Here is a 20,359-nt window from a genome sequence, read left to right as displayed (position 1 = left end):
AAACTTGATTATGAACATTGACCTATCTAACGAATTCATTCAAGACGCTACGGGCTTTTTAGCTCTATTTACTCCAATAATTCTACTTGTAAGAAGCATTAATGCTGTTAGAGATAAGTCCCGTAGAACTCCCCATAAAGTACTCATCATTGGGCTGTTACTGATAGCTACGGTTATTATCTATACGATTGGACTTGAAATTCATCAGGCAATATTTCTAGGAATTATGTCTCTATTTATATTCGGTTTAGTGCTGATTATAGACTTGATTGATAAATAACAGTCGTTTCCTAATGCCCGTTGAACACGATGTACAGCCCAACCATCACCACGGCCAGCGCGGCCCACAGCAGGCGCACTCGCGGGGTGGGCTTGGCCAGCACGCCGTAGTCCACGGCTTGGCGGGCGGCCTGGCCGGCGGGGTCGGTGAGGGAAACCAGCACGGCGGCCACGAATAGTGCGGCGAAGACAAGGAACGACAGCACCAGATAATGCGGCCAGAAGCTGTACTCACTGGGTGGCAGCACCCACAAATACATCACGCCCACCCCCAGGCTAAACGCCGAGCCCACTGATAAAATCCCGTTCACGGCCCGCTGAGTGGTGCGCCGCCAGAACACCGTGAGCAAAAACACCACGGCCAGCGGCGGCGCAATAAACCCAAGCACCGCCTGAAATACATCGAACAGATTGAGGCCTTTCACCGAGTCGATAGCCAGGGCCACGAGCACGGCGAAGGCACAGCCCACCAGCACCGTCAGGCGGCCGACGCGCACCACGTCTTTCTCAGTGGCCTGGGGGTTGATGTTGCGGGCGTACACGTCCATGGCAAACACGGTGCTTAGCGCGTTCAATGACGAGCTGATGGTACCCACCAGCACCGCAATCAGCACCACGATAACCAAGCCTTTCATACCGGCCGGAAACAGGGTGGTGACCATGGTCATGTAGGCCTGGTCGGGGCTGGCGAGGTGGGGGAACAGCACGAAGCAGACAACGCCGGTGAGGATGAACAGCGGCAACGACAGGATTTTCAGCCAGCCGATGAAGTTCACGCCCAACTGCCCCTGCTCCAGGCTCTTGGCCCCCAGCACCGACTGCACCATGGCTTGGTCGGTGCAGAAAAACGCCACCGCCGACACCGGGTAGCCCAGCAGAATGGCGTACCACGGGTATTTCGGGTCGGAGGCGGGCTGCACGAGGTTCCAGTAGTGGCTCGGTACGCTGTGCCAGAGTGTGCTCAGGCCACCCACTTTCAGCACCCCAATAACGGTGAGCGTGAGCGAAACGCCGATAAGCAACAGCATCTGAAACACGTTCACCTTGGCAATGGCTTTCAGGCCGCCGGCAAACGTGAAGAAGCCCGCAAACAAGACCAGCACAATCACCGACTGCCACATGGGAATTCCCAGAATCTGGCGCACCAGCACCCCGCCTGAGAACAGGCCCAACGACAGCCACGAAATCAGAATCTTGATGAGGGCGTACCACGCTAAGATGTTTTGCGTGGAGTCGCCGAACTGCCGGCCCATAAAGCCGGGCATGGTACTGACGTTGGCAGCCAAATAGCGCGGCGCAAACACCACCGCCAGCAGAAACAAAAACACAAAAGCATACCACTCGAAATTCACCGCCACAATGCCCGTACTGTACCCAATACTGGCAAACGCCAGCAGCATCGACGGCCCCACATTCGTGCCCCACATATTGAACCCAATACTGGCCCACCCCAACGATTTATTCGCCAGAAACAACGATTCCTCGGTTTTCTCTTTCTTCGAGAAGCTAGCCCGGTAGCCAATGGCGAACAAAATAACGAGGTACGCCGCCACAATGGCGTAGTCCCAGATGGTAAGCCGGCCAAGTAGATTATTGCCCATATAAGTACGTTCTGACGTGTGCCTCACCCCCCGGCCCCCTCTCCTAGGGGAGAGGGGGAGCCAGACGATGCCGCGCAGCCGCTTTGGCTTGCGCCTGCATGACTGCTACCATGTTGTGAGAAATTGTGGTGGTTTTTGGAAGTATGCAGGCTGTTGAAAGTGGCTTTCATAGCCGCTCGGTAGCAGTTGCGGAGGCGCAAGCCAAAGCGGCTGCGCTACTTCGTCTGGCTCCCCCCCGCCCTTAGGAGAGGGGGCCGGGGGGTGAGGCCCTACAGCCCATTCTCAGCTAGAATATCCTGCACTTTCACGGGCTGGCCAGTGGTGAGGGCGCGGTCCATGGCTTGGAGCAGCGCCACGGTGCCGATGCCTTCGCGGATGTCGGGGTAGGCGGTGAAGTTCTGGTTGATGGAATCGGCGAAGTAGTCGAGGTAGTTTTGGTATTCGCCGGCGTGGTGGCTTTTGCCCTCGAAGCGGAAGTAGTGCTTCAACTTATGCTCCCAGGTGATGAGGCGCTCCTCCCCTGTTTTGTCGGTAATGGCGTAGCGCAGGTCCATGTAGTCGCCTTGGCTGGCGCCCTCGGTGCCGCGCAGGATGCAGCTCATTTCCGAGTCGCGCTGCACGGGCTGCACGGGGCCGGTGTAGCAGCCGCTCACGCGGGCCACGCGGCCGTCGGTGGCCTTGAAGATGAAGTGCATGGTGTCGGGGTTTTTGAGGCCGCCCTCCCGCCCGTTGGAGCTGAGCATGCCGTAGCCCATTACTTCCTCGATGTTGGGCAAGTACCAGCGGATAAAATCCACGGGGTGACTGAGGCCGCCGTAGAGCCATTTGAAGCTGTTTTCCAGGGACCAACCTTTGGCCAGAAACCAGCGGTGGTCGGCGTGGTAGTAGCTCTCGATGCTGATTAGCTCGCCAATCAGGCCCGCCTCGTAGTCGGCACGCTGGCGCTTCATCGGCTCGAAAAACCGGGAGCTTTGGCCGATAAATACCTTTTTGCCCGATTGCTCGGCCAGCGCCAACAGCTCGTTGGCCTTGGACAGGTCGTCGATAAACGGCTTGGTACAAACCACGTGCTTACCGGCGCGCAACGCCTGCGCCACGTGCTCGGCGTGCAGGTGGTCGGGCGTATAGATGGCCACGGCGTCGATTTCCGGGTCGTCGAGCATGTCTTGGTACTGCGCCGTGACCTGCCCCATAAACTGAAACTCGTCGACCCGCTGGCGGCACAATTCCTCGTTTCGGTCGCAAATCGTTTTGAGCGTCCAGTTGGGGCTGCTCAGCGCGGCCGACATGGTGCTACGGCCTTCGCCCAGGCCCAATATTCCTAGGTTCAACATCTATTTTTTGGTTTGTGGAATGGTCGTTTTGGTCCGGAGCTGCACGGCCGGCGCAACGGGCTGCAAGAATACCCAGGCCTCGCCGGGTTTGGTGCCGGGCAGGCCGGTTTGATATTGCTTCATCAGCGCGTTCCAGTCGTTGACCCGCGGGTTGTTCAGGGTCGTGCGGGGGTTCAACTCGTCGAGGCTCTGGCCTTTTGGGATGCTGATAACCAGCATCAGTTGCCGGCCCTGGCGGAACACAAGTAGCTGCTGGAATCTGGCATTGCAGAAGCCGGTGGCGACTTCCGGCCACTGCTCGAACTGGGTGGCGTGGTACTGCATGTACTCCTGCTGTTTGGCTTTGTCCTCCACCAGGTTGCAGGTCAGCAGGATGTTGTCCCACTGCTTGGCCGTGGCTTTGTTGGGGCAGCGGCTACGGTCGAATTTGTAGAACGGCGCGTCGTAGACCTTTATATTGGCGCTGGTGTAGGCTTTTTTCAGCACGGGCACCAACTGCCGGATTTGCGTCGTCGGGCCGTAGGCTACCAAGTGATTTTGCCAGCGGTATGCACCCACCCCGGCATAGGCTTTTTGCTGGCAGATGGCTTGCAGCTTGTTCGGCAACAGCTTCTGGCCCGTCAACTCCACTACCGAAGTGCTACCAGTTTGGGCTTTGACCGTAGTGCCCGCTAAGACAAGCAGCAACACCAGCAACGCCCGGTGTAGAGACGCATACTTGCGTCTCGTCGTCCGCGCCGCCTGGGCAAAATCGTTCAACGATGCGGATGACGAGACGCAAGTATGCGTCTCTACACCGTCCGAATAAATAAATACCGCCCCCATCACACTGCCTGATAAGTCACGACGTACTCACGGCCTTTTTCCAGCTGCAATTCGTACTGCCCGTTGCCTTTCGCCTGGATTTTTGCGCCTTTGCAGCTCGGCTTGGTCTTGCTGGCAAAACGCAGCGTACCGGTACCAACAGCGCCCTTCACTTTCAGCTGCTTGGGCGTGGCGCGCACCGAAATATCGCCCTGGGGCGTGGGTACGGCGCCTTCCATCCATTGCAGGCCGCCGAGGTTGGGCACCACTTCGTAGGTGGCATAGCCAGCCGACAGGGGCTTCACGCCGAGGTAGTATTTGCCCAGCAAATAAATCGGGCTGGCGCCCCAGGCGTGGCACAGGCTCTTGCCGAAGGGCCGGCCGTACATGCTCAGGTGCTCGGTGCCCTTCTTAGCGGGGTCGTATTCCTCCCAGAAAGACGTGGCGCCTTCATTCAGCATACCGCCCCAATAGCTCTTCATTTCCTTGAGCACGTAGGGCTGCTCGCCCAGCGCGCACAGGGCTTCCAGCTCATAAAAGCGCATGTAGGGCGTGGTGATTTTGGCCACCTGCGGGTTCAGCAGCACCGACTTCTTCACCTGCTGCTCCTGCTCGTTGTTGAGGTAGTCGAAGAAGATGGCGAACATGTTGGCGTAGCGCGTCACGTTGTCGGTGGGCTGGCCGTTCACGCAGCTGTGCACCAGCGCGCCTTTATTCTGGTTCCAGTAGGTAGCGAAGATTTTCGCCTTGAGGTCGGTGGCGAGCTGCTGGTACTTCTGGGCGCCGGCCTGGTCGTTTACCAGATTGGCGCACAGGGCCATGCTTTCCAAACTGCGGCACAGCAGCAACTGCTCGAAGCTTACTTCTCCCTTTTTGCTCAGGCCGTCGGCCCAGTCGATAAATACCCAGTCGCCGGCCAGGCCTTCCATCAGGCCGTCTTTGTTGCGGCGCGCGAGGCAGTAGTCCATCAGGCTTTGCATGCGCGGGTAGAGCTGGGTCACCACGGTTTTGTCGCCGGTGTACTGGTAGGCGTCGTAGATGCCGATAAACCAGTAGAAGGTGTAGTCCATGATGGTGTTGACGTGGCTGGTCACGGGGTCTTTGCCGCGCAGCGCGAAGGTGGTGCGGTTCACCGTGGGCGTATCGAAATACAGGTAGTAGTTCATCAGGTAGCTCTGGTAGGCGTCGCCCGACCATACCCACCGGTCCCGCTTGATGCCGTCGATGAAGAACTCCCGCGTGTTCAGGTGCATGGTGTAGGCCGCCACGTCCCAAATCTTGTTCAGCTGGTCATCGGAGCACCGAAACCGGCCCCGCTCCACCACCGGCGCGTACTCGTACAGCATCGACACCGAATCCAAGGTCACGCCCGCCTCCGGTTGGATGTTCACGAACCGAAACGCCTTCGACAGCGAAGTCAGCTTCTCGCCTTTCTGCGGCTGATTCACGTCCAGGCGCTCCAGCGTTTCGCAGCCCTCGGTGCTCAGTGCCTCCTCCTTGGATTCGCCGAAGTACAGCGTGGTTTGGCCCTTGCCTTGCAGCCCATGCAGGCGCACGTAGCCAAAGGTTTCGCGCCCGAAATCCACCAGCAGGCCGCCGCCCGCGGTGCGCGTGACGCTAGCCGCACGTTGCGGTTCGGTCCTGAGCTTGAAGGCGGAAGGCAACGCCTGCGCCTCATTGAAGTTCCAGCTACCAGCCGTCAGCCACGTCGTCCCCGACTGGTCCGACACCTTGCCCGACGCGTCAATCCACTCCTTGTCCTCATAGGTCACCAGCCAGCTGCCATCCGTGCCGATGGTTTTGCCGCGCACGAACACCGTCGGCACGTTGGCTTGGTTGTAGACCTTGATGTTGAGCCGGTGCTTGCCCGCCGGCACCGTCAGACGCGTAGGTGAGCCCGACAGCAGCTTGCCATCGAGTTTCACGTTGTACTGGCCCTCGGCGCGCAGCTCCACTTCCTCGGGCGCTTTCAGCTCGAAATCCTGGTGAAAATCGATAAGTGGATAATGGCTATCCAGCCGCCAGAACGGCGGGAAAAACGTGCCCCGCTCGGTGCGGCGGTTCTGCATCTGGTTGCTCAGCCAGATTTCGTAGTCGCCGGGATACCAAATCCAAGTGGCCTTGGCGGCTTGCTGGGCCTCGGCGGGGATGGTTAGAAGGAGCAGGAACGCCCAGACGAGGGGCCTCACCCCCCGGCCCCCTCTCCGAAAAGGAGAGGGGGTGCCAGGCGTATTTGTTACAGTATGGTTATTGTTTTCTTTCATAGAATCAAAGACTTACTTCTTTTTAGTCGTTTGGCTTCCCCTCTCCACGGGAGAGGGGGCCGGGGGGTGAGGCGCACGTCAGGGCTTCTCCCGCAACTCCCGATACTTTGGTTCCAGGCCGGCGGCTTGCTTGATGGCGTCGGACACCATCGGGCCGTTGTTTTTCCAGACGTTGCCGGGGCCGTTGGCATTGGCCAGGAACTTCTCGGCGGGGCACCAATTGTCTTGCACCGTAATGTTCGAGGAGCCCTCATCGAGGTAGAGGTAAAACCAATGGTCGGGGTCGTGGACGTAGGGCGCGTGGGCAATATCCTCCACCCGGTTTTCGGTGATGGTAGTGCCGGGCTGCGCCGAGAGGGTGTAGACGCCGGCCACGTCGTAGGTGTGCTGGGCGTAGTGGTGGATGTAGTTGGCCGTCACGCGGTTGTCGCGCATGGCGTTGGCCGTTTTGGTCCAGCCCCAGCCCACACTGATGCCGGTGTAGGGCACCTCACTTATTTCGTTGTGGCGGATGGTGGTCTGGCGCACGAAGCCGGCGGCAATGCCCACGGCACCCCAGTCCTCGTTGCCGCAGTCGGTAAGGAAGTTGTTTTCCAGCAATTCATTGGAGCAGATTTCCCGCTCGTCCTTGGGGTTGTAGGGCAGGTGCGTTTCCACGCTTTCATCGGAGAATTTGCCTATTTGAATACCATTCACGGCCACGTCGCGGAAGGTGCAACCGACTACCGCATCATCGTGGGTGCCGCTTTGGTAGTCCAGCGCCGTGGCGCCCATGTGCAGGAACTGGCACCGCTCGAAGCGGGTGTGGTGCGCGCCCTGCAGCTCCACCCCCGCCGGCGGCCGGCCAATCCAGGCCTGGTTTTCGAGGCCGGCTTTGTCGGGGGTGCCGGGTTTAGCCAGCGAATAGCCATCGAGCAGATACATACCGGCCTGCAACGGCACGTGGCCCTGCTGCGAGGGACGCAGCCAGGTGGTGTACGCGAAGGTCAGGCCCTTGAACTGCACGTGGCTCACGGGTTGGTCGAGGGTGCCTTCCACGCGCAGTACCGTTTCCAGTGCCGGCGCTACCACTTGGGCGGTGCTCAGGTTTTCGCCGGGGCGGGGCCAGTACAGCACCTGCCCGCGGGCGGCATCGTAGTACCACTCGCCGGGCTGGTCGAGTAGCTCGATGGCGTTGGTGAGGTAGAAGGCCGAGCTGCCGTTTTTGCCGTTGATGATGGGGCGCGGCCACGGGTGCTCGAACTGAATCCGGCTTTCGGGCTCCTGAAACGTCACGCGGACTTTGTCGGCTTGCACGGTCAGGGTTTTCACGCGCAGCACGTTCACGGCCCACATCTGGTGCAGCACCATTTCCAGCTGGCCGGGCTGCTTCACGCCGCTCAAAGCAGCGGCGGGTATCGTGGTTTCGCGCTTGTCGGTGTCCCAGGAAAGCAGGCGGGGCAGGTTGTCATTGTTGGGGGTGCGGGCGCGCACGGCTTTGCGGCCGTTCACCCACAGCTGGCGAAAATCCAGCTGCCGGCCACCTACCAGCGGCGCATCGGCCACCCATACCTGCCCCTGCGCCGCCCTGGGCAGCCCGGCCGGCGCGGCAGTCAGCTTGCGCCAGCCCTTCACCGACACGCCCCCACTCAGCACCGGCTGTTCGCCGGGCGCCGCCTCTACTATCGTCGGGCTTTCAGCCGTGCCGGAATCTTCGGGCCGAAAAAACCACGGTTCCGTTAGCCGGTACTCCCCCCCCCGCACCCAGATGTGCACGCCGTTATTCACCGAAGCATCGTGCAAGCGGCGCAGGTCACGGGCCTGCCGCAGGGCCATGTTCAGCGTGGCCAGCGGCTTGTCGGCGGTGCCGGGGTTGCGGTCCGAGCCATTGGGTGCCACCCAGATGTCAGCCGCCTGCGTGCTGGCCGCCAGCAGATTGAGCGCAAAGAGCAGAGCGTACGTACTTGATTTTCTCATCAACTGCTTTGAAGATTCTCGTCTTAGCTAGAAATCTAGTTTCCCTCCTTTTTTCAAGGAGGGGTGGCCGGAGGCCGGGGTGGTTAAGCTAGGGTTAGAAGACTAGAGCTAGTTGTCGTTCTGGCGGGTTTACCCCCCCGCCCTCCGGGCACCCCTCCTTGAAAAAGGAGGGGAACTAGAACTCTATAGTTTTTTAGCTCTAGTTTTTTGCTTCTCCTATAGGGGTGGCAGGTGCGGTTTTGTTGAATAGGGCCTGCAATTCCTCGAAGCTGTGCATGGCGTTGGCGGGCAGCAACTCGCCTTTGGCACCGAATACCTTTTGGGCTTCTTCCTTTTCGATAGTCACTTTCGATTCGTCCAGCTTGCCGGTGGCGTCTTCGGCGGCGGACAGGTTCAGGGCGAGGTGTTGGGCCAGGAATTTGTACATGGCTTGGCGCTTCGAGGGGCCGTAATCATGGCCTTCTTTCGGAAAATGGGCGTTTTGTACGAGGTCGGTTTTGCCGTAGTAGCCGTAGAGGTTTTGGAGGTAAGGATAGGCTACTTCAGGGGTTTGGGCGGTCCAGTCGCCGCCGTCGGTGATGGCTAGTTGGGGGCGCGGGGCGGCCATGGCGGCTAGTTCGGCGTTGTTGGTGCCGCCGCCGCAGAGGTGCACTGGCTGGCCACTTTCGCAGGGGCAGCCCCCGCTGTGGTAGGTGGAAAGCATCACCACTGGCACGCTCACTTTGATGCGGTCATCGAGGGCCGTGAGCAGCATGGTTTGGCTGCCGCCGCCCGAACCGCCGGTGATGGCCACGCGGGTTTTGTCGGCGTTTTTCAACGACAGCAAGTAGTCCAAAGCCCGCTCGCCGTTCAGGGCCTGCACCGTCATGGCGAGGCTGCGGCGGTGGTCCTCGCCCTTGAATTGCAGCAATGACTCGCCCCAGGCAAACAAATCGTAGCTGTACACCATGGCGCCCATGCGGGCCAGCGTGGCGCAGCGTTTCTGGGCATCGGCCCGGTAGCGCCCATCGCCAAAGTGCCCGTCGGGACTAATGATGACCGGCACTTTGCCTTTCGCTTTCAGCGGCTTGTACACCGAACCCGTCATATAGAGGCCGGGTAAGGTTTCCAGCGCCACGTTCTCCACGGTGTAGCCGTCATACTGCCGCTTGTTGGTGATGATGGGCTTGCTGGCGGGCTTAGCCGGCATGGGCGACAAGCGAAGCGCCTGCCACATGCAACTGCGCAATTCGGCTTTGCGCTTTTCCCAGGTGGCGGCGTCGTGGTACTGGCTGGCGAGGTAGGCTAGCTGCGCGGCACCTTCCTCGGGGGTTTTCAGGTGATATTGGAAAGTTTTGAGCTTGTAGGCTTTGTCGCCGGTTTTGGTGACTTGCAAATCGAACGGTGCCAGCACGTTTTTCAACGTCTCGTCCACATCCGGCCGGAAGCGCCACTCAGCATACGTCACCCACTTATCCTTCACCATGGCCGCGTCGGGCCTGATTTTCACGCCGTAGCGCTGCTGAATCTGGTCGAGCACCGTTTGCAGCGGCTCCCGGTACTGGTCGTCAGAGTTCTGCGCCCAGGCCGTGGTGGTTAGCAGCAGGAAAGCAAGAAGGATACGGAGGGTTCGGAGCATGGGTGGGTGGGTTTTCGTGCTGGTTGGGGGGACCTCACCCCCTAGCCCCCTCTCCTCAGGGAGAGGGGGAACTAGATTTAGACTTTAGCTTTCTAGAACTAGGAGCTAGTCTCCCCTCTCCCTGAGGAGAGGGGGCTAGGGGGTGAGGTTACGCCTTCTAATCCTGCGTAATCTCAGCCGTGGAGGATGGGGCTTTGTAGCCTTTTAGGGCGGGCCACTGGCCGTTTTCAATCTTCACCAGCTTCACCTTTTTCAGGTCTAGCACGGCGTGCTTGATACTCTTACGGCGCCAGGTGTACACGAAATGCACCTTGCCGTCCTTGGTTTGAATCACCGAGGGGTAGGAATACTGGCTGATGGGCGAGTCTTCCAGAATAGCCGCCGCGTACCACTCCTTGCCGTCCTTGGAAATCGAGACGTTCAGCGGGGTGCGCGGGCCTTTGGCCAGGGTGCCGGGCGGCAGCACGTGGTTGTAGACCAGCAGCTGGCGGCCGTCCTGTAAGGTCACGGCGTCGGTGCCGGAGTTGTTGCCGGGGAGGGTGGTTTTGGCCAGCGGCGTCCAGGTTTTGCCATGGTCCTCCGACCACGACTCCAGGATGGCCCGGTCGCGGCTGCGGCAGAGCAGTTGGAGCTTGCCGTCTTTGTGCTTCAGGATGCTGGGCTGAATGGCGCCTTTGGTGTCGCCGTTGGCAATTGGCCCGATCATGCTCCAGGTTTTGCCGAAGTCGGTGCTGGCTTCCAGATGCACGCGCCAGCCGTCGTTGCCCTCGGTGCTGGTGGGGCAGAGCAGGGTGCCGTTGGAAAGCAGCACCGGCTTGTTTTTTACCGGCCCAATGTAGCCCTCCGGCAAGGCCTGCGCTGCCGACCACGTCCGGCCATTGTCCGAGGAGCGGCGCATCCAGCCTTTCCAATCCGACGGCTTCGGCCCGATTTTATAGAACAGCAGCAGCTCACCGCCGGGCACCTGATACAGCACCGGGTTCCAGGTAGGATAGCGCAGGGTTTCGTTCACCACGCCGTTGGCCACTTCCACCGGCGCGGTCCACTTACCGTTTTCCTGCCGGCTCACCCAGATGCCCACGTCGGGGTTGCGTTCCTTGGTGCCGCCAAACCATGAGGCCACGAGGCCCGCGGGCGTTTCGGCCAGGGTAGCGGCGTGGCTTTCCGGGAAGGGCATCTTCTCCAAGATGAACTCGTTGGTAGTCACGGCACGCTGCCAGGGGTTGGGCTGAGGCTTGGCAGCCGGAGTTTGCGCTACTGAGCAGCCAGTAGTCAGGCAAGTGGCGAGTAAAAGGGCGAGGGTATGCTTCATATGCTTGAGGTGGTTCTCTGCTGTAGAGACGCGACACTTCGCGTCTCGTCGTTGCTGATGTTGTTTACTGCATATAGTTCGAGCGGCGCGGACGCTGAGACGCGAAGTGTCGCGTCTCTACATCGTTCTAGTAGTCTGACGTCAGCACGCGAGATGCTTCGGCTGCGCTCAGCATGACGTACTTTTTGATTCAGTTTCTATTTCACTTCAAAAGCATAGTCCCCGGAGCCGACCTCGAACACGGCTCGGTCGCCTTCCTGGCGCACGAAATTCACGCCGGTGGCGCTGCTGGCTTTCTTGCCGCTTTCCTGCACGTCTTTCGCATTTTTGGCGGGGATGTAGACGAGGGCCTTGGTGTTGCCGGGCACGGTGAGGTTCCAGGTGAAGCGCTTGGGCTCCTGTTTCCAGCTGCTTTTTACCAGGCCGCGCACCGAGCGGTACGACGCCTGCACCGAGGTGAGGCCGGGGGTGGGCGTGGGCTTCATTTCCAGGCGCTGGAAGCCGGGGGCGTCGGGGGCGGACTTGATGCCGGCCAGGTTTTCGTAGTACCACACCAGCAGGTCGCCGAGCAGCATCACGTGGTTTTGGGAGTTCATGGCGGGGTCGGCGGTGTTGCCGTTCCACAGCTCCCAGATAGTGGTAGCACCGTTGGCGGCCATGTAGCCCCAGCTTGGGTAGTCGCGGTTGGTGGCTAGGCGCAGAGCAATATCGGGGCGGCCGTGCTCGGTGAGGCCGCGCATCAGCCATTGCGTCCCGATGACGCCGGTGCTGATGTGGCCCTTGTTTTCCACCAGAATCTTGTCGGCAATGTTCTGGAACACCTTGCCCTGGTCTTCCTCGGGCACCATGCCGTAGGCCAGCGGCAGCAGGTTGGCCGTGACGGTGCCATTGCTGTACTGGCAGGTTTCCTTGTTCAGGAATTTCTGGTTGAAGGCGGTTTTCATCTCGGCAGCCAGCGCAGCAAACTCCTGCGCATCCTGCGGCTTATCGAGCACCTTGGCAAAGCCCTGCATCAAGCCCAGCAGGTGGTAGTAGGTGCTGCTGGCAATGAGGGCGCCGTCGGTATTGCGGGCGGGGTCTTTGGAGTGAATCAGTTCTTTCGACTCGGGTGGTACGCACCAGTCGCCGTACTTGTCTTTCGTGACAAGGCCGTTTTCCGAGTAGTTCTGGCGCATGTAGGTCAGCCAGCGCTTCATGGAGTCGTAGTGGCGGGTGAGCGGGGCGGCGTCGCCGTACTGCCGGTAGAGCATGTCGGCAATGGTGAGGTAAGTGCCGGGCCAGGTCACGTTGTCGCCGTAGTAGCGCCAGAACGCGGGAGCCACGTCGGGGATGCTGCCGTCCACTTTTTGGGCCTGCTCGATGTCGCGGAGCCACTTGGCGTAGAGGCGCGAATTGTCGAACACGAAACTTTCGCCGTAGGCCCCGGTGGTCCTATCCCCGAGCCAGGGCTGCCGCTCGTTGCGCTGCGGGCAGTCGATGGGCATGCCTTTGTAGTTGCCGCGGATGCCCCAGTAGGCGTTTTTGTACACCTGGTTGATGGTGGCGTCGGAGGTGGTGAATTCGCCGGTGGTGGCAATGTCGTCGTACACGATGCGGCCATCAAAATCGGCGACGGTGGGCGCGCTGCCGGGCCAGCCACTGATTTCCACGTAGCGGAAGCCGTGGAAAACGAAGGTTGGCTCCCAGGTTTCGCGCCCACCGCCTTTGAGCGTGTACACATCGGTTACGCGGGCGTCGCGCAGGTTGGCCACGTACAGCTCGCCGCTTTTCTGCAAGGTTTCGGCGAAGCGCAAGGTCACCTTCTGGCCTTTCGGGCCGCTGGTGCGCAGCCGCAGCCAGCCCACCATGTTCTGGCCCATGTCCAGGATGTACTTGCCGCCGGCCAGGGGCTTGATGGAAACCGGCTTGATGGTTTCCATCACCTTCATGTTTTCGTTCATCTGCGCCTCAAACGTGCCGCCGGGCTCCTGCACCATCTCGGCTTTCAACCACTTTTTGGCGTCGAAGCCGGCGGTGCTCCAACCGGGCATTTCCTTGGTGGCGTCGTATTCCTCGCCGTCGTACTCGTTGTTGGTGCGGATGGGGCCGTCGGCGGTGCCCTGCCAGGTTTCGTCGGTTTTGATGACGTCGCGGGTGCCGTCGGCGTAGGTTAATTCCAGTTGCATGAGCAGCTTGGGGTAGCCGAAGGTCTTGATTTTGTAGGGCTTGTAGTTCTGGCGCATGGCGTAGAACCGGCCGTTGCCGAGCACGGTGCCCAGCGCGTTGGGGCCCTGCTTGAGGAGCGGCGTCACGTCGTAGGTGTTGTACTTCACGCCCTTGGTATAGTCGGTGGGGCCGGGTGCCAGTACCTGCTCCCCTACCCGCTGCCCGTTCACGTACAGCTCGTACAGCCCCAGCCCGATGATGTAGGCCGTGGCTTGCTTGATGGGCTTTTCGGTTTTGAACTCCTTGCGGAAGTAGCGCGCCGACAGCCGGGCGTGGGTGGTCTCATCGTCCCAGGCAAAGGCCCGGTCGAAGCCAATCCAGCGGCCTTTCCAGTCGAGGTAGTTCAGCAAGCCCACGCTCCAGCGGGCCGGCGTGCTCCAGGCGGTTTCGCCCTGGTTGGTCCAGGTGCGTACTTTCCAATAGCACTGCGCCCGGCTCCGCAGCGGCGTGCCCGCATACGCCACGTGCACCGACTGCCCCGAATTCACCTTGCCCGAGTTCCACAGGTCGCCTTCGTCGGCGGCCAGCTTCTCCGGCGTGGAGGCCACCAGCACCTGGTAGGCGGTTTGTTCCAGGTTGCGCTCCGGGCTGCCAACCTCCCAGCTCAGCCGCGGCGCAGTTACGTCGATGCCTTCGGGGTTGGTGAGCAGCTCACAACGCAGGCGCTGAAGTTGCACGGCGGCGGGCCGGGGTTCCCGGAAGGCCGTGAGTAGCAAGATCGTACAAAGAAAGGCGAGCAGGCGGTTTGCGTTCATGGGGCAGGGCCTCACCCCCGGTTCCCGCCGTTTTCAGGAGCAGGAATGCCTACCGATTGGCAGGCGTGGGACGCGGGGTTGTGCAGAGTACTTTTGGCGTCCCATAGTTCACCAATTTTTCGGCCAGTTCATTCTACGATCTTAGCAAGATGCTTTAGGATTTGGGCATGGTGGGGAGTTTAAATAGAATTTGCTCCTTCTGCCCTCCGCTCAAGTTGACAAGCGTCACACTTTGAGCAACCAACTGGAAATATATTCGATATTAAAAATATAATCCTTTACTCGTAAGGATGCTGCCACTTAAGTAGCTCTGTCTTATTATAGATATTTAGCTTGTTATCAAATGAGTAATTATGGTAGTAAGTATATTCATCATTTTGGCGTAAAAGCACACCACTAACTCTTGTCATTACTTGCTCTGAAGAATAGTATAGAGCATTTTCAATTAGATGAGAAAAGCTTTTAATTGGCCCCACATGCTCAGTCGAAAGCCCGTACAGAGCTTGATATAGGTCGTCTTTTCTGAACCATGCATGAGTATCTATACAAATACAAACTATGTAAGGCAAGCCATACTTTTCGATAATAGAGGTGTATTTCTTAGCCTTATTTACTAAAGCGCTTTTTTCCGAACTCAGTCTTCGATAATCAAATTTTATAGCTCCTCCCTCCATGATTAGACAAGCATGACAGAGGTCCTCTTTAAGATAAACCAATACGATTTTTATGCTACCAAATAGAACGAGCACTCTATTTTCAACCGGATTATCTCTTAACCAATTTTCAATTAAAACTTTACAAGCATCAATATCAATATTATCTATATCAAGTAAATTCTTATCGTATTTAAAGTTTAAACAGCATCCGATTTCTATAGCTCTTATTTTACTTTCAAATTCATCACAGAAGTCAAGAAATCTTTGTTCCGCTACGGAAGGATTAAGTCTCAACACTTCTGCAATAATACTTTGACCGTTAAGCTCTATTGCCCAATCTGGCGTATAATTATCGTATATTTTCTCGTAACTTATTTGGCTATTCAAATTATCGAAAAAGAGTCCAAAATTGATTTCAGAAATCTTCGAAAGAAATTGGCTTTGGTTGTCTTCTTGAGAAAGTTGACTCAAAACTCTTAGCTGATGTTTGGCATCGAAGGCCTTGTATTGATTGTAAAGCTCAATCCTACCATCAAAAAACTTGTCAAAAAAAGTCATGTTACAGTTTATAATCTGATAGTAAGCACTACGAAATGCCAGCTTATCGCATTGACCTACAGTTAATCTATACCATCAATCTATTCACAGTAATAAGCTTTTCTCCTACCGCTGCAGGAGTTATCTGCTTACCAGTGAAATCGAAGTAGAGGGTGATTTCCTTGGCGTACGAGGGGTCTTTGCTGTAGTCGTAGTACATGTTGGTTTTGCCCATCGGGCCCATGTTCTCGGCTTTCTGCGACTTGGTGCCGATGGGCGTGATGCCGTATTCTTAAGTTTCGTCAGGTGTCCGCCTAGCCTTCAATTGGCTGATATCTACTACGTCCTTCGGCCTAGCGTTTGCTGCTTTATCAACGAGCAAATCATCGAAGCTGATGAACGGAATATCCACTTCGCTCAAAGCAATAGTTTCGCGGCTTCTAAAAGATGCACCAAACTTCAGTGGTGCTTTCAACTCCGGCAGAAGATCAAGCGTGAATTGCTCGAATTCGTATCTGAAGAAGGATTTTCTAGGATTTGGGGCCTGCTCTTCTTTGAACTTCGTGACATCTTGCCCCAACTCTTCTAATGCCTGTAGTAGTTTGAAGTAGTTAGTATAGGTCGGGTTATACCATATATCTAAATCGGGCTTATCCGCAATTGCGCCAGCTGCATTCATTGACTGTCTGTAGTAGCCGTGCAAAGCAACCGCAGTACCTCCAACAACGAGGTATTCAACACCGTGCTCGTTGAGAATGCAACAGACAGCGAGGATGCTACCCACCAGATTATCGTTCATCAGCAGATTGCACCTTCTTTTTGGCGGCTAGTTCACGTTGCAGAATCTTTACAAACTCCTCGAATTCCGCGTGTGCTTTGTCGCGCGCCGCTGGGGTTGCTTTAGCTTCCTCAGCATCCGACTTCAGCGCTTCGAAGCTTGTGAATCGTGTCAGCTTTGCCATGATATTATTTGCTTTCAATAGTTGGAAAGATAACAGCGGGGCTCACCAATTACTTTACACATGCTATCAGTACGTTAGCATGTGTAAAGGTGGTTCCCCTACCGCGGCATCTAGTTGTTGTTAGTCAAGAATGTCCTCTTACCACTCTCTGGTTGCTATCAACTCCTCCCCATCAGCTTCGAAGTCATAAGACTTTGCGATAAAATCAAAATCTGCTGCGATACATTCCCTAGCACCCGTTTCTATCTCACTTTCACCATCAAGAAATTCTTCCTGCAAGTCGTTGAACTTGTCGGTGGCGGCGTGCGTCAGTTCGTACAATTCATCTAACGATTCAGGCTGTTCCTGTTCGATTTTGAAGCACAAGTCTACCAAGATGGCTTTGCCCTTGTCTACCAGATTACTGGGGAAATACGAGTCTTCGTACATCTCTTTTAGGAAAGAATAGCTTCTAACCGATTCGTTTTTAAGGTCTTCTTGCTTTTTGGCCATCTTGATAGTTTTGAAATTTATAACTGTGTCCCAATAACGAGCTTCTACCCTCAGCACACAAACAGCGGGTAGCAAACCTCATTGGCTTACTACCCGCTGCTGCCTTCTAACGCTTCTCTCCTACCGCTTGCCTACCGCCGCAGGAGTAGCTTGCTGGCCGGTAAAATCGAAGTAGAGGGTGATTTCCTTGGCGTACGAGGGGTCTTTGCTGTAGTCATAGTACATGTTGGTTTTGCCCATCGGGCCCATGTTCTCGGCTTTCTGCGACTTGGTGCCGATGGGCGTGATGCCGTGCATGAAGGAGATGCTGCCATTCGGGAAAGCCGGGGCCGTGTTGTAGGGCGTGGCCGAGAAGCGCGGCGTGAACAGGCGCAGGTACACGTCTTCCTGGTCGCAGACTACCGTGAAGGGCTGGCCGGTGGTTTGGAGCGTGAGCCAGTAGAAGTTGGAGTAGTAGCCCTTGAACTCGGGGTACTCGGGGCCGCGGGTGCCTTCCATTTCGCCGGTGCTGGTGTTGTTGTAGGCCTTGGTCCAGACGCCGAGGTTGGTGCCCTTTATCCGGTCTTTCCACACGCGGTAGGGACCGTCGCCGCGCCACTGGGCGCCTTTTACCTCTTTTTCGGGGTAGGTGAAGCTCAGGCCGGCCAGCGCGAAATCGTAGTCTTTGGGGAAGTACTTGGCGCTCATGCGCACCCAGCCCGAGGGGTACACCGTCCACTGCAACGACTGGTAGCGGCTCTGCTTGGCGAACTTGGCTTCGATAACCACGTTCTGGCCGTCCTGGCGCTGGGTCAGGCCTTCAAACGCCGTTTCGCCCTCGGCCAGCACGGGGCCGTTGGTGAGCGGGATAACGCCTTTGGCGTTGCGCACGGTGCGCAACACGCCCGATTTACGGCCGAACGTCAGCTCCACACCGTTAGCGGCTACGGTGTACAGCGAGTCGGTTTCGGTGAGGCGGGCGGCGCTGGGGCCGTCCACTCGGATCAGCTGTTTCGCCACGGCGTCGGGGCGGGCAATGGGCCAGCTCCAGGTGTAGATTTCGCGGCCGGCGGGGTCCTGGGCGGTGATGTAGAGCACGTCGTGCTGCTGCCAGTCGGTGGGCAGATCGAGCTTGAGGGTGCCGTAGGTGCCGTTCGGTGTTACGGACGGAGCTGCCACGGGGCCGGTTTTAGTAACGGGTGCGGCTTTGCTGCCAGGGCCAGGCAGCTGCGCTAGCTTCCAGGTGAACTTACACTGGTTGAGGTTGGTGTAGTGGAAGCGGTTCTGCACCCGGAACGAGCCATCGAAGGCCGGCGTTATTTCGCGGCGCTCGAAGAATACGGGGCTCCACACTTCCTTGATGGTGAAGTAGCTGCCCTCCTTCTCGCGGTACGGCCCCAGGATGCCGTCGGCGCCGTGGTTGCCGTCGGTGTCGAGGATGCCGCCCTTGTCGGTGCGCACTACGCCGGCGTCGGAGAAGTCCCAGAGGAAACCGCCCGCCGAGCGGGGGTGCGCCCACATCTGCTCCCAGTAGTCTTCGAGGCCGGCGCCGTGGCCGCCGTCGTAGAGGCCGTGCAGAAACTCGGTGGGGAACACCACGTTGTGGCCCTGCAAGTGGGTGCCGTTGCCGTAGTCGTAGTTGATGTAGTGCTGGGTATCGGTGCCGCGGAACACCTGCCAGGCGTGAATGACGGGGCGCTTTTGCAGGTCCATCCGGTCGAGCACCGGGTCGAGGTCGAAGTTGTGGCCGCCTTCGTTGCCGTTCACCCACACCACAATGCTGGGGTGGGTTTCGTCTTTGCGTACCATTTCCTCGGTGAGCTTGGTGCCGGTGGGCGTGTCGTAGCTGCCGTGCCAGCCAGCCACTTCGTCGAGCACCATGAGGCCCAGGGAGTCGCAGGCGGCCAGGAAATGGTCGTCGGGCGGGTAGTGCGACATGCGCACGGCGTTCATGTTCATGTCCTTCATCAGGTTCACGTCCAGGATGCTGAGCGCCTTGCTGGTGGTGCGGCCCGAGGTCGGCCAGAACGAGTGCCGGTTGACGCCTTTGAACTTGATTTTGGCACCGTTGACGTAGATACCGTCCCGCTCGCGCAGCTCCACCGTCCGGAAACCAATGCGCTTGTCCACGGTATGTACCGGCTGCCCGCCCTTGCGCAACGTGAAAGCCACGCGGTACAGATTCGGGCTTTCGGGAGTCCAGAGCTTGGCCTGGCTGAGCGTGGTTTGCAGGCGCGTAGCCGCGCCGCCGGCCGCTACGGCGCTGCGGAATTCGGAGCCGGCTTTCTGCCCATCGAGGGTGTAGAGCTGGCCTACCACTTCATCGGCGGCGGTGCCCTGGGTGTACACATCGGCCTTGAAGCTGCCATCGGCTTTGGCGTCCACGGCTACGCGGTTGATGTGCGTGGTGGGCAGCGCCTCCAGAAACACCGGCCGGAAGATGCCGCCGAACAGCCAGAAGTCACCGCGCCGCTCGGCATCGTTGACGGATTCGTTGGCGGAATGCTTGGCTACGGTGGCTTCGAGCAGGTTGGTTTTGCCGGGCTTCAGCAGCCTGGTGATGTCGTACTTGAAGCGGTAGTAGGAGCCCTGGTGCATAGCCCCCGCCGACTGCCCGTTGATCTTCACCTCAGTATCCGACATCGAGCCGTCGAACACGATGTTCACCGTCTTGCCTTCCCAGTTCTTGGGCACTTTGAACTCGTACTTGTAGAGGCCCTTCTCCTTGCCGCGGTCCGGGTCTTTGTCGTGGCCGTAGTTGTACTTGCCGAAGCCTTGCAGCTCCCAGTTCGAGGGCACCGGAATGGTGGTCCACTTGCCGGAGTTGCGCCCGGCTGTGCAGTAGAACTTCCACTTCTTGGTGTGGTCTTTATCGGTGCCGGACAGGAATTGGGTTTCCGTTTGCTGGGCGTGAAGGCGGAGCGGAAGGAAGGCCAGAAGGGCGAGTAGGAGACGTTTAGGCATATTGTGCTGGCGGTAGACCTCACCCCCCGGCCCCCTCTCCTCAGGGAGAGGGGGAGCCACGGCGGCGCGGGCGCTATTGTGGTTGGAGTCGTGTAGTTGTGCTATCCTTTGGTTGGGAGGAGCGTATGTAGGTGCTTAGTAATGGTTTGTAGGACAGCTGATGTGCTGTGTAACACTTCTTCGTTGGTGAAGCGCAGAACCAGGAAACCGGCTTCCTGTAAATTATGGGTGCGCCCGCCGTCGTATTCCGCTTGGCTGGCGTCGGCATGGATGCTGCCATCTACCTCAATAATCAGCCATGCCTCCAGGCACACGAAATCCACAATAAACTGCTGAATGGCATGCTGGCGGCTGAATCGTACGCCCAGCCGATTATTGCGGAGTTCTTGCCACAGGTGATTTTCAGCTTCGGTAGGCTGCTTACGATTGGCACGAGCGTAGTCTTTCAGCGTCTTATTCCAGCGGGCTGCGTCGGTGGTGTACATGCGGTAGTCAACCTCACCCCCCGGCCCCCGCAAATGCTTGATGCGCATTACCTCAGGGAGAGGGGGAGCCTGACGATTCTCGTTTATTCCTTCTCCATCTGGATCAGGATGTGTATCAGTAGTATCAGTATTCACGAGAAGGAATAGTCAGCATCA

The 20,359-nt window shown here is 58.1% G+C and carries 16 protein-coding genes; 1 reads left to right on the top strand and 15 read right to left on the bottom strand.

Translation table 11 applies throughout. The annotated features are described in order from the left end of the window. The first annotated feature begins 10 nt into the window (after positions 1-10). Positions 11-280, top strand: a complete 270-nt coding sequence (locus J0X19_RS01865) for a hypothetical protein (RefSeq protein WP_206980177.1) — start codon at positions 11-13, stop codon at positions 278-280. Positions 281-290: 10 nt separating this feature from the next. Here J0X19_RS01865 and J0X19_RS01860 read toward each other — a convergent pair whose 3' ends face one another. The 15 genes from J0X19_RS01860 to J0X19_RS01790 form a co-directional block, all read right to left on the bottom strand. After that, on the bottom strand, positions 291-1,880 hold the full coding sequence (locus J0X19_RS01860) for a sodium:solute symporter family transporter (protein WP_206980176.1): 1,590 nt from the start codon (positions 1,878-1,880) through the stop codon (positions 291-293). A gap of 269 nt (positions 1,881-2,149) precedes the next feature. After that, positions 2,150-3,214, bottom strand: a complete 1,065-nt coding sequence (locus tag J0X19_RS01855) for a Gfo/Idh/MocA family protein (protein ID WP_206980175.1) — start codon at positions 3,212-3,214, stop codon at positions 2,150-2,152. After that, positions 3,215-3,973, bottom strand: a complete 759-nt coding sequence (locus J0X19_RS01850) for an L-rhamnose mutarotase (RefSeq protein ID WP_206980174.1) — start codon at positions 3,971-3,973, stop codon at positions 3,215-3,217. Positions 3,974-4,038: 65 nt separating this feature from the next. Next, positions 4,039-6,282: an alpha-L-rhamnosidase-related protein gene (locus tag J0X19_RS01845; RefSeq protein ID WP_206980173.1), complete on the bottom strand. Its 2,244-nt coding sequence runs from the start codon at positions 6,280-6,282 to the stop codon at positions 4,039-4,041. Positions 6,283-6,360: 78 nt separating this feature from the next. After that, positions 6,361-8,238, bottom strand: a complete 1,878-nt coding sequence (locus tag J0X19_RS01840; RefSeq protein ID WP_206980172.1) for a right-handed parallel beta-helix repeat-containing protein — start codon at positions 8,236-8,238, stop codon at positions 6,361-6,363. Between the two features lie 199 nt (positions 8,239-8,437). After that, entirely contained in the window at positions 8,438-9,856 is a 1,419-nt protein-coding gene (locus J0X19_RS01835) for an alpha/beta hydrolase family protein (protein ID WP_206980171.1), read from the bottom strand. A 157-nt stretch (positions 9,857-10,013) separates the two neighbouring features. After that, positions 10,014-11,168, bottom strand: coding sequence for a sialidase family protein (locus J0X19_RS01830; protein ID WP_206980170.1), 1,155 nt, complete (start codon positions 11,166-11,168; stop codon positions 10,014-10,016). A 197-nt stretch (positions 11,169-11,365) separates the two neighbouring features. Continuing rightward, entirely contained in the window at positions 11,366-14,089 is a 2,724-nt protein-coding gene (locus J0X19_RS01825) for an alpha-L-rhamnosidase (RefSeq protein ID WP_242581822.1), read from the bottom strand. 317 nt (positions 14,090-14,406) lie between these two features. Then, the gene (locus tag J0X19_RS01820; RefSeq protein ID WP_206980168.1) at positions 14,407-15,342 is read right to left on the bottom strand and encodes a hypothetical protein; all 936 of its coding nucleotides are present in this window, start codon (positions 15,340-15,342) and stop codon (positions 14,407-14,409) included. Positions 15,343-15,409: 67 nt separating this feature from the next. Next, the gene (locus J0X19_RS01815; protein ID WP_206980167.1) at positions 15,410-15,556 is read right to left on the bottom strand and encodes a hypothetical protein; all 147 of its coding nucleotides are present in this window, start codon (positions 15,554-15,556) and stop codon (positions 15,410-15,412) included. 57 nt (positions 15,557-15,613) lie between these two features. Then, positions 15,614-16,120, bottom strand: coding sequence for a hypothetical protein (locus tag J0X19_RS01810; protein ID WP_206980166.1), 507 nt, complete (start codon positions 16,118-16,120; stop codon positions 15,614-15,616). Next, the gene (locus J0X19_RS01805) at positions 16,110-16,301 is read right to left on the bottom strand and encodes a hypothetical protein (RefSeq protein ID WP_206980165.1); all 192 of its coding nucleotides are present in this window, start codon (positions 16,299-16,301) and stop codon (positions 16,110-16,112) included. Before J0X19_RS01805 ends, J0X19_RS01810 begins: the two co-directional genes overlap by 11 nt. Positions 16,302-16,421: 120 nt before the next feature. Further along, complete coding sequence (locus J0X19_RS01800; protein WP_206980164.1) at positions 16,422-16,775, bottom strand: DUF5713 family protein; 354 nt, start codon at positions 16,773-16,775, stop codon at positions 16,422-16,424. Between the two features lie 120 nt (positions 16,776-16,895). After that, on the bottom strand, positions 16,896-19,718 hold the full coding sequence (locus J0X19_RS01795; RefSeq protein WP_206980163.1) for a glycoside hydrolase family 2 protein: 2,823 nt from the start codon (positions 19,716-19,718) through the stop codon (positions 16,896-16,898). A gap of 101 nt (positions 19,719-19,819) precedes the next feature. Further along, complete coding sequence (locus J0X19_RS01790) at positions 19,820-20,251, bottom strand: endonuclease domain-containing protein (protein WP_242581816.1); 432 nt, start codon at positions 20,249-20,251, stop codon at positions 19,820-19,822. Between the last annotated feature and the right edge of the window lie 108 nt (positions 20,252-20,359).

This window comes from Hymenobacter telluris (genome assembly GCF_017313265.1).
GTDB lineage: Bacteria > Bacteroidota > Bacteroidia > Cytophagales > Hymenobacteraceae > Hymenobacter > Hymenobacter telluris.
This window is presented reverse-complemented; position numbering and strand designations above follow the sequence as displayed.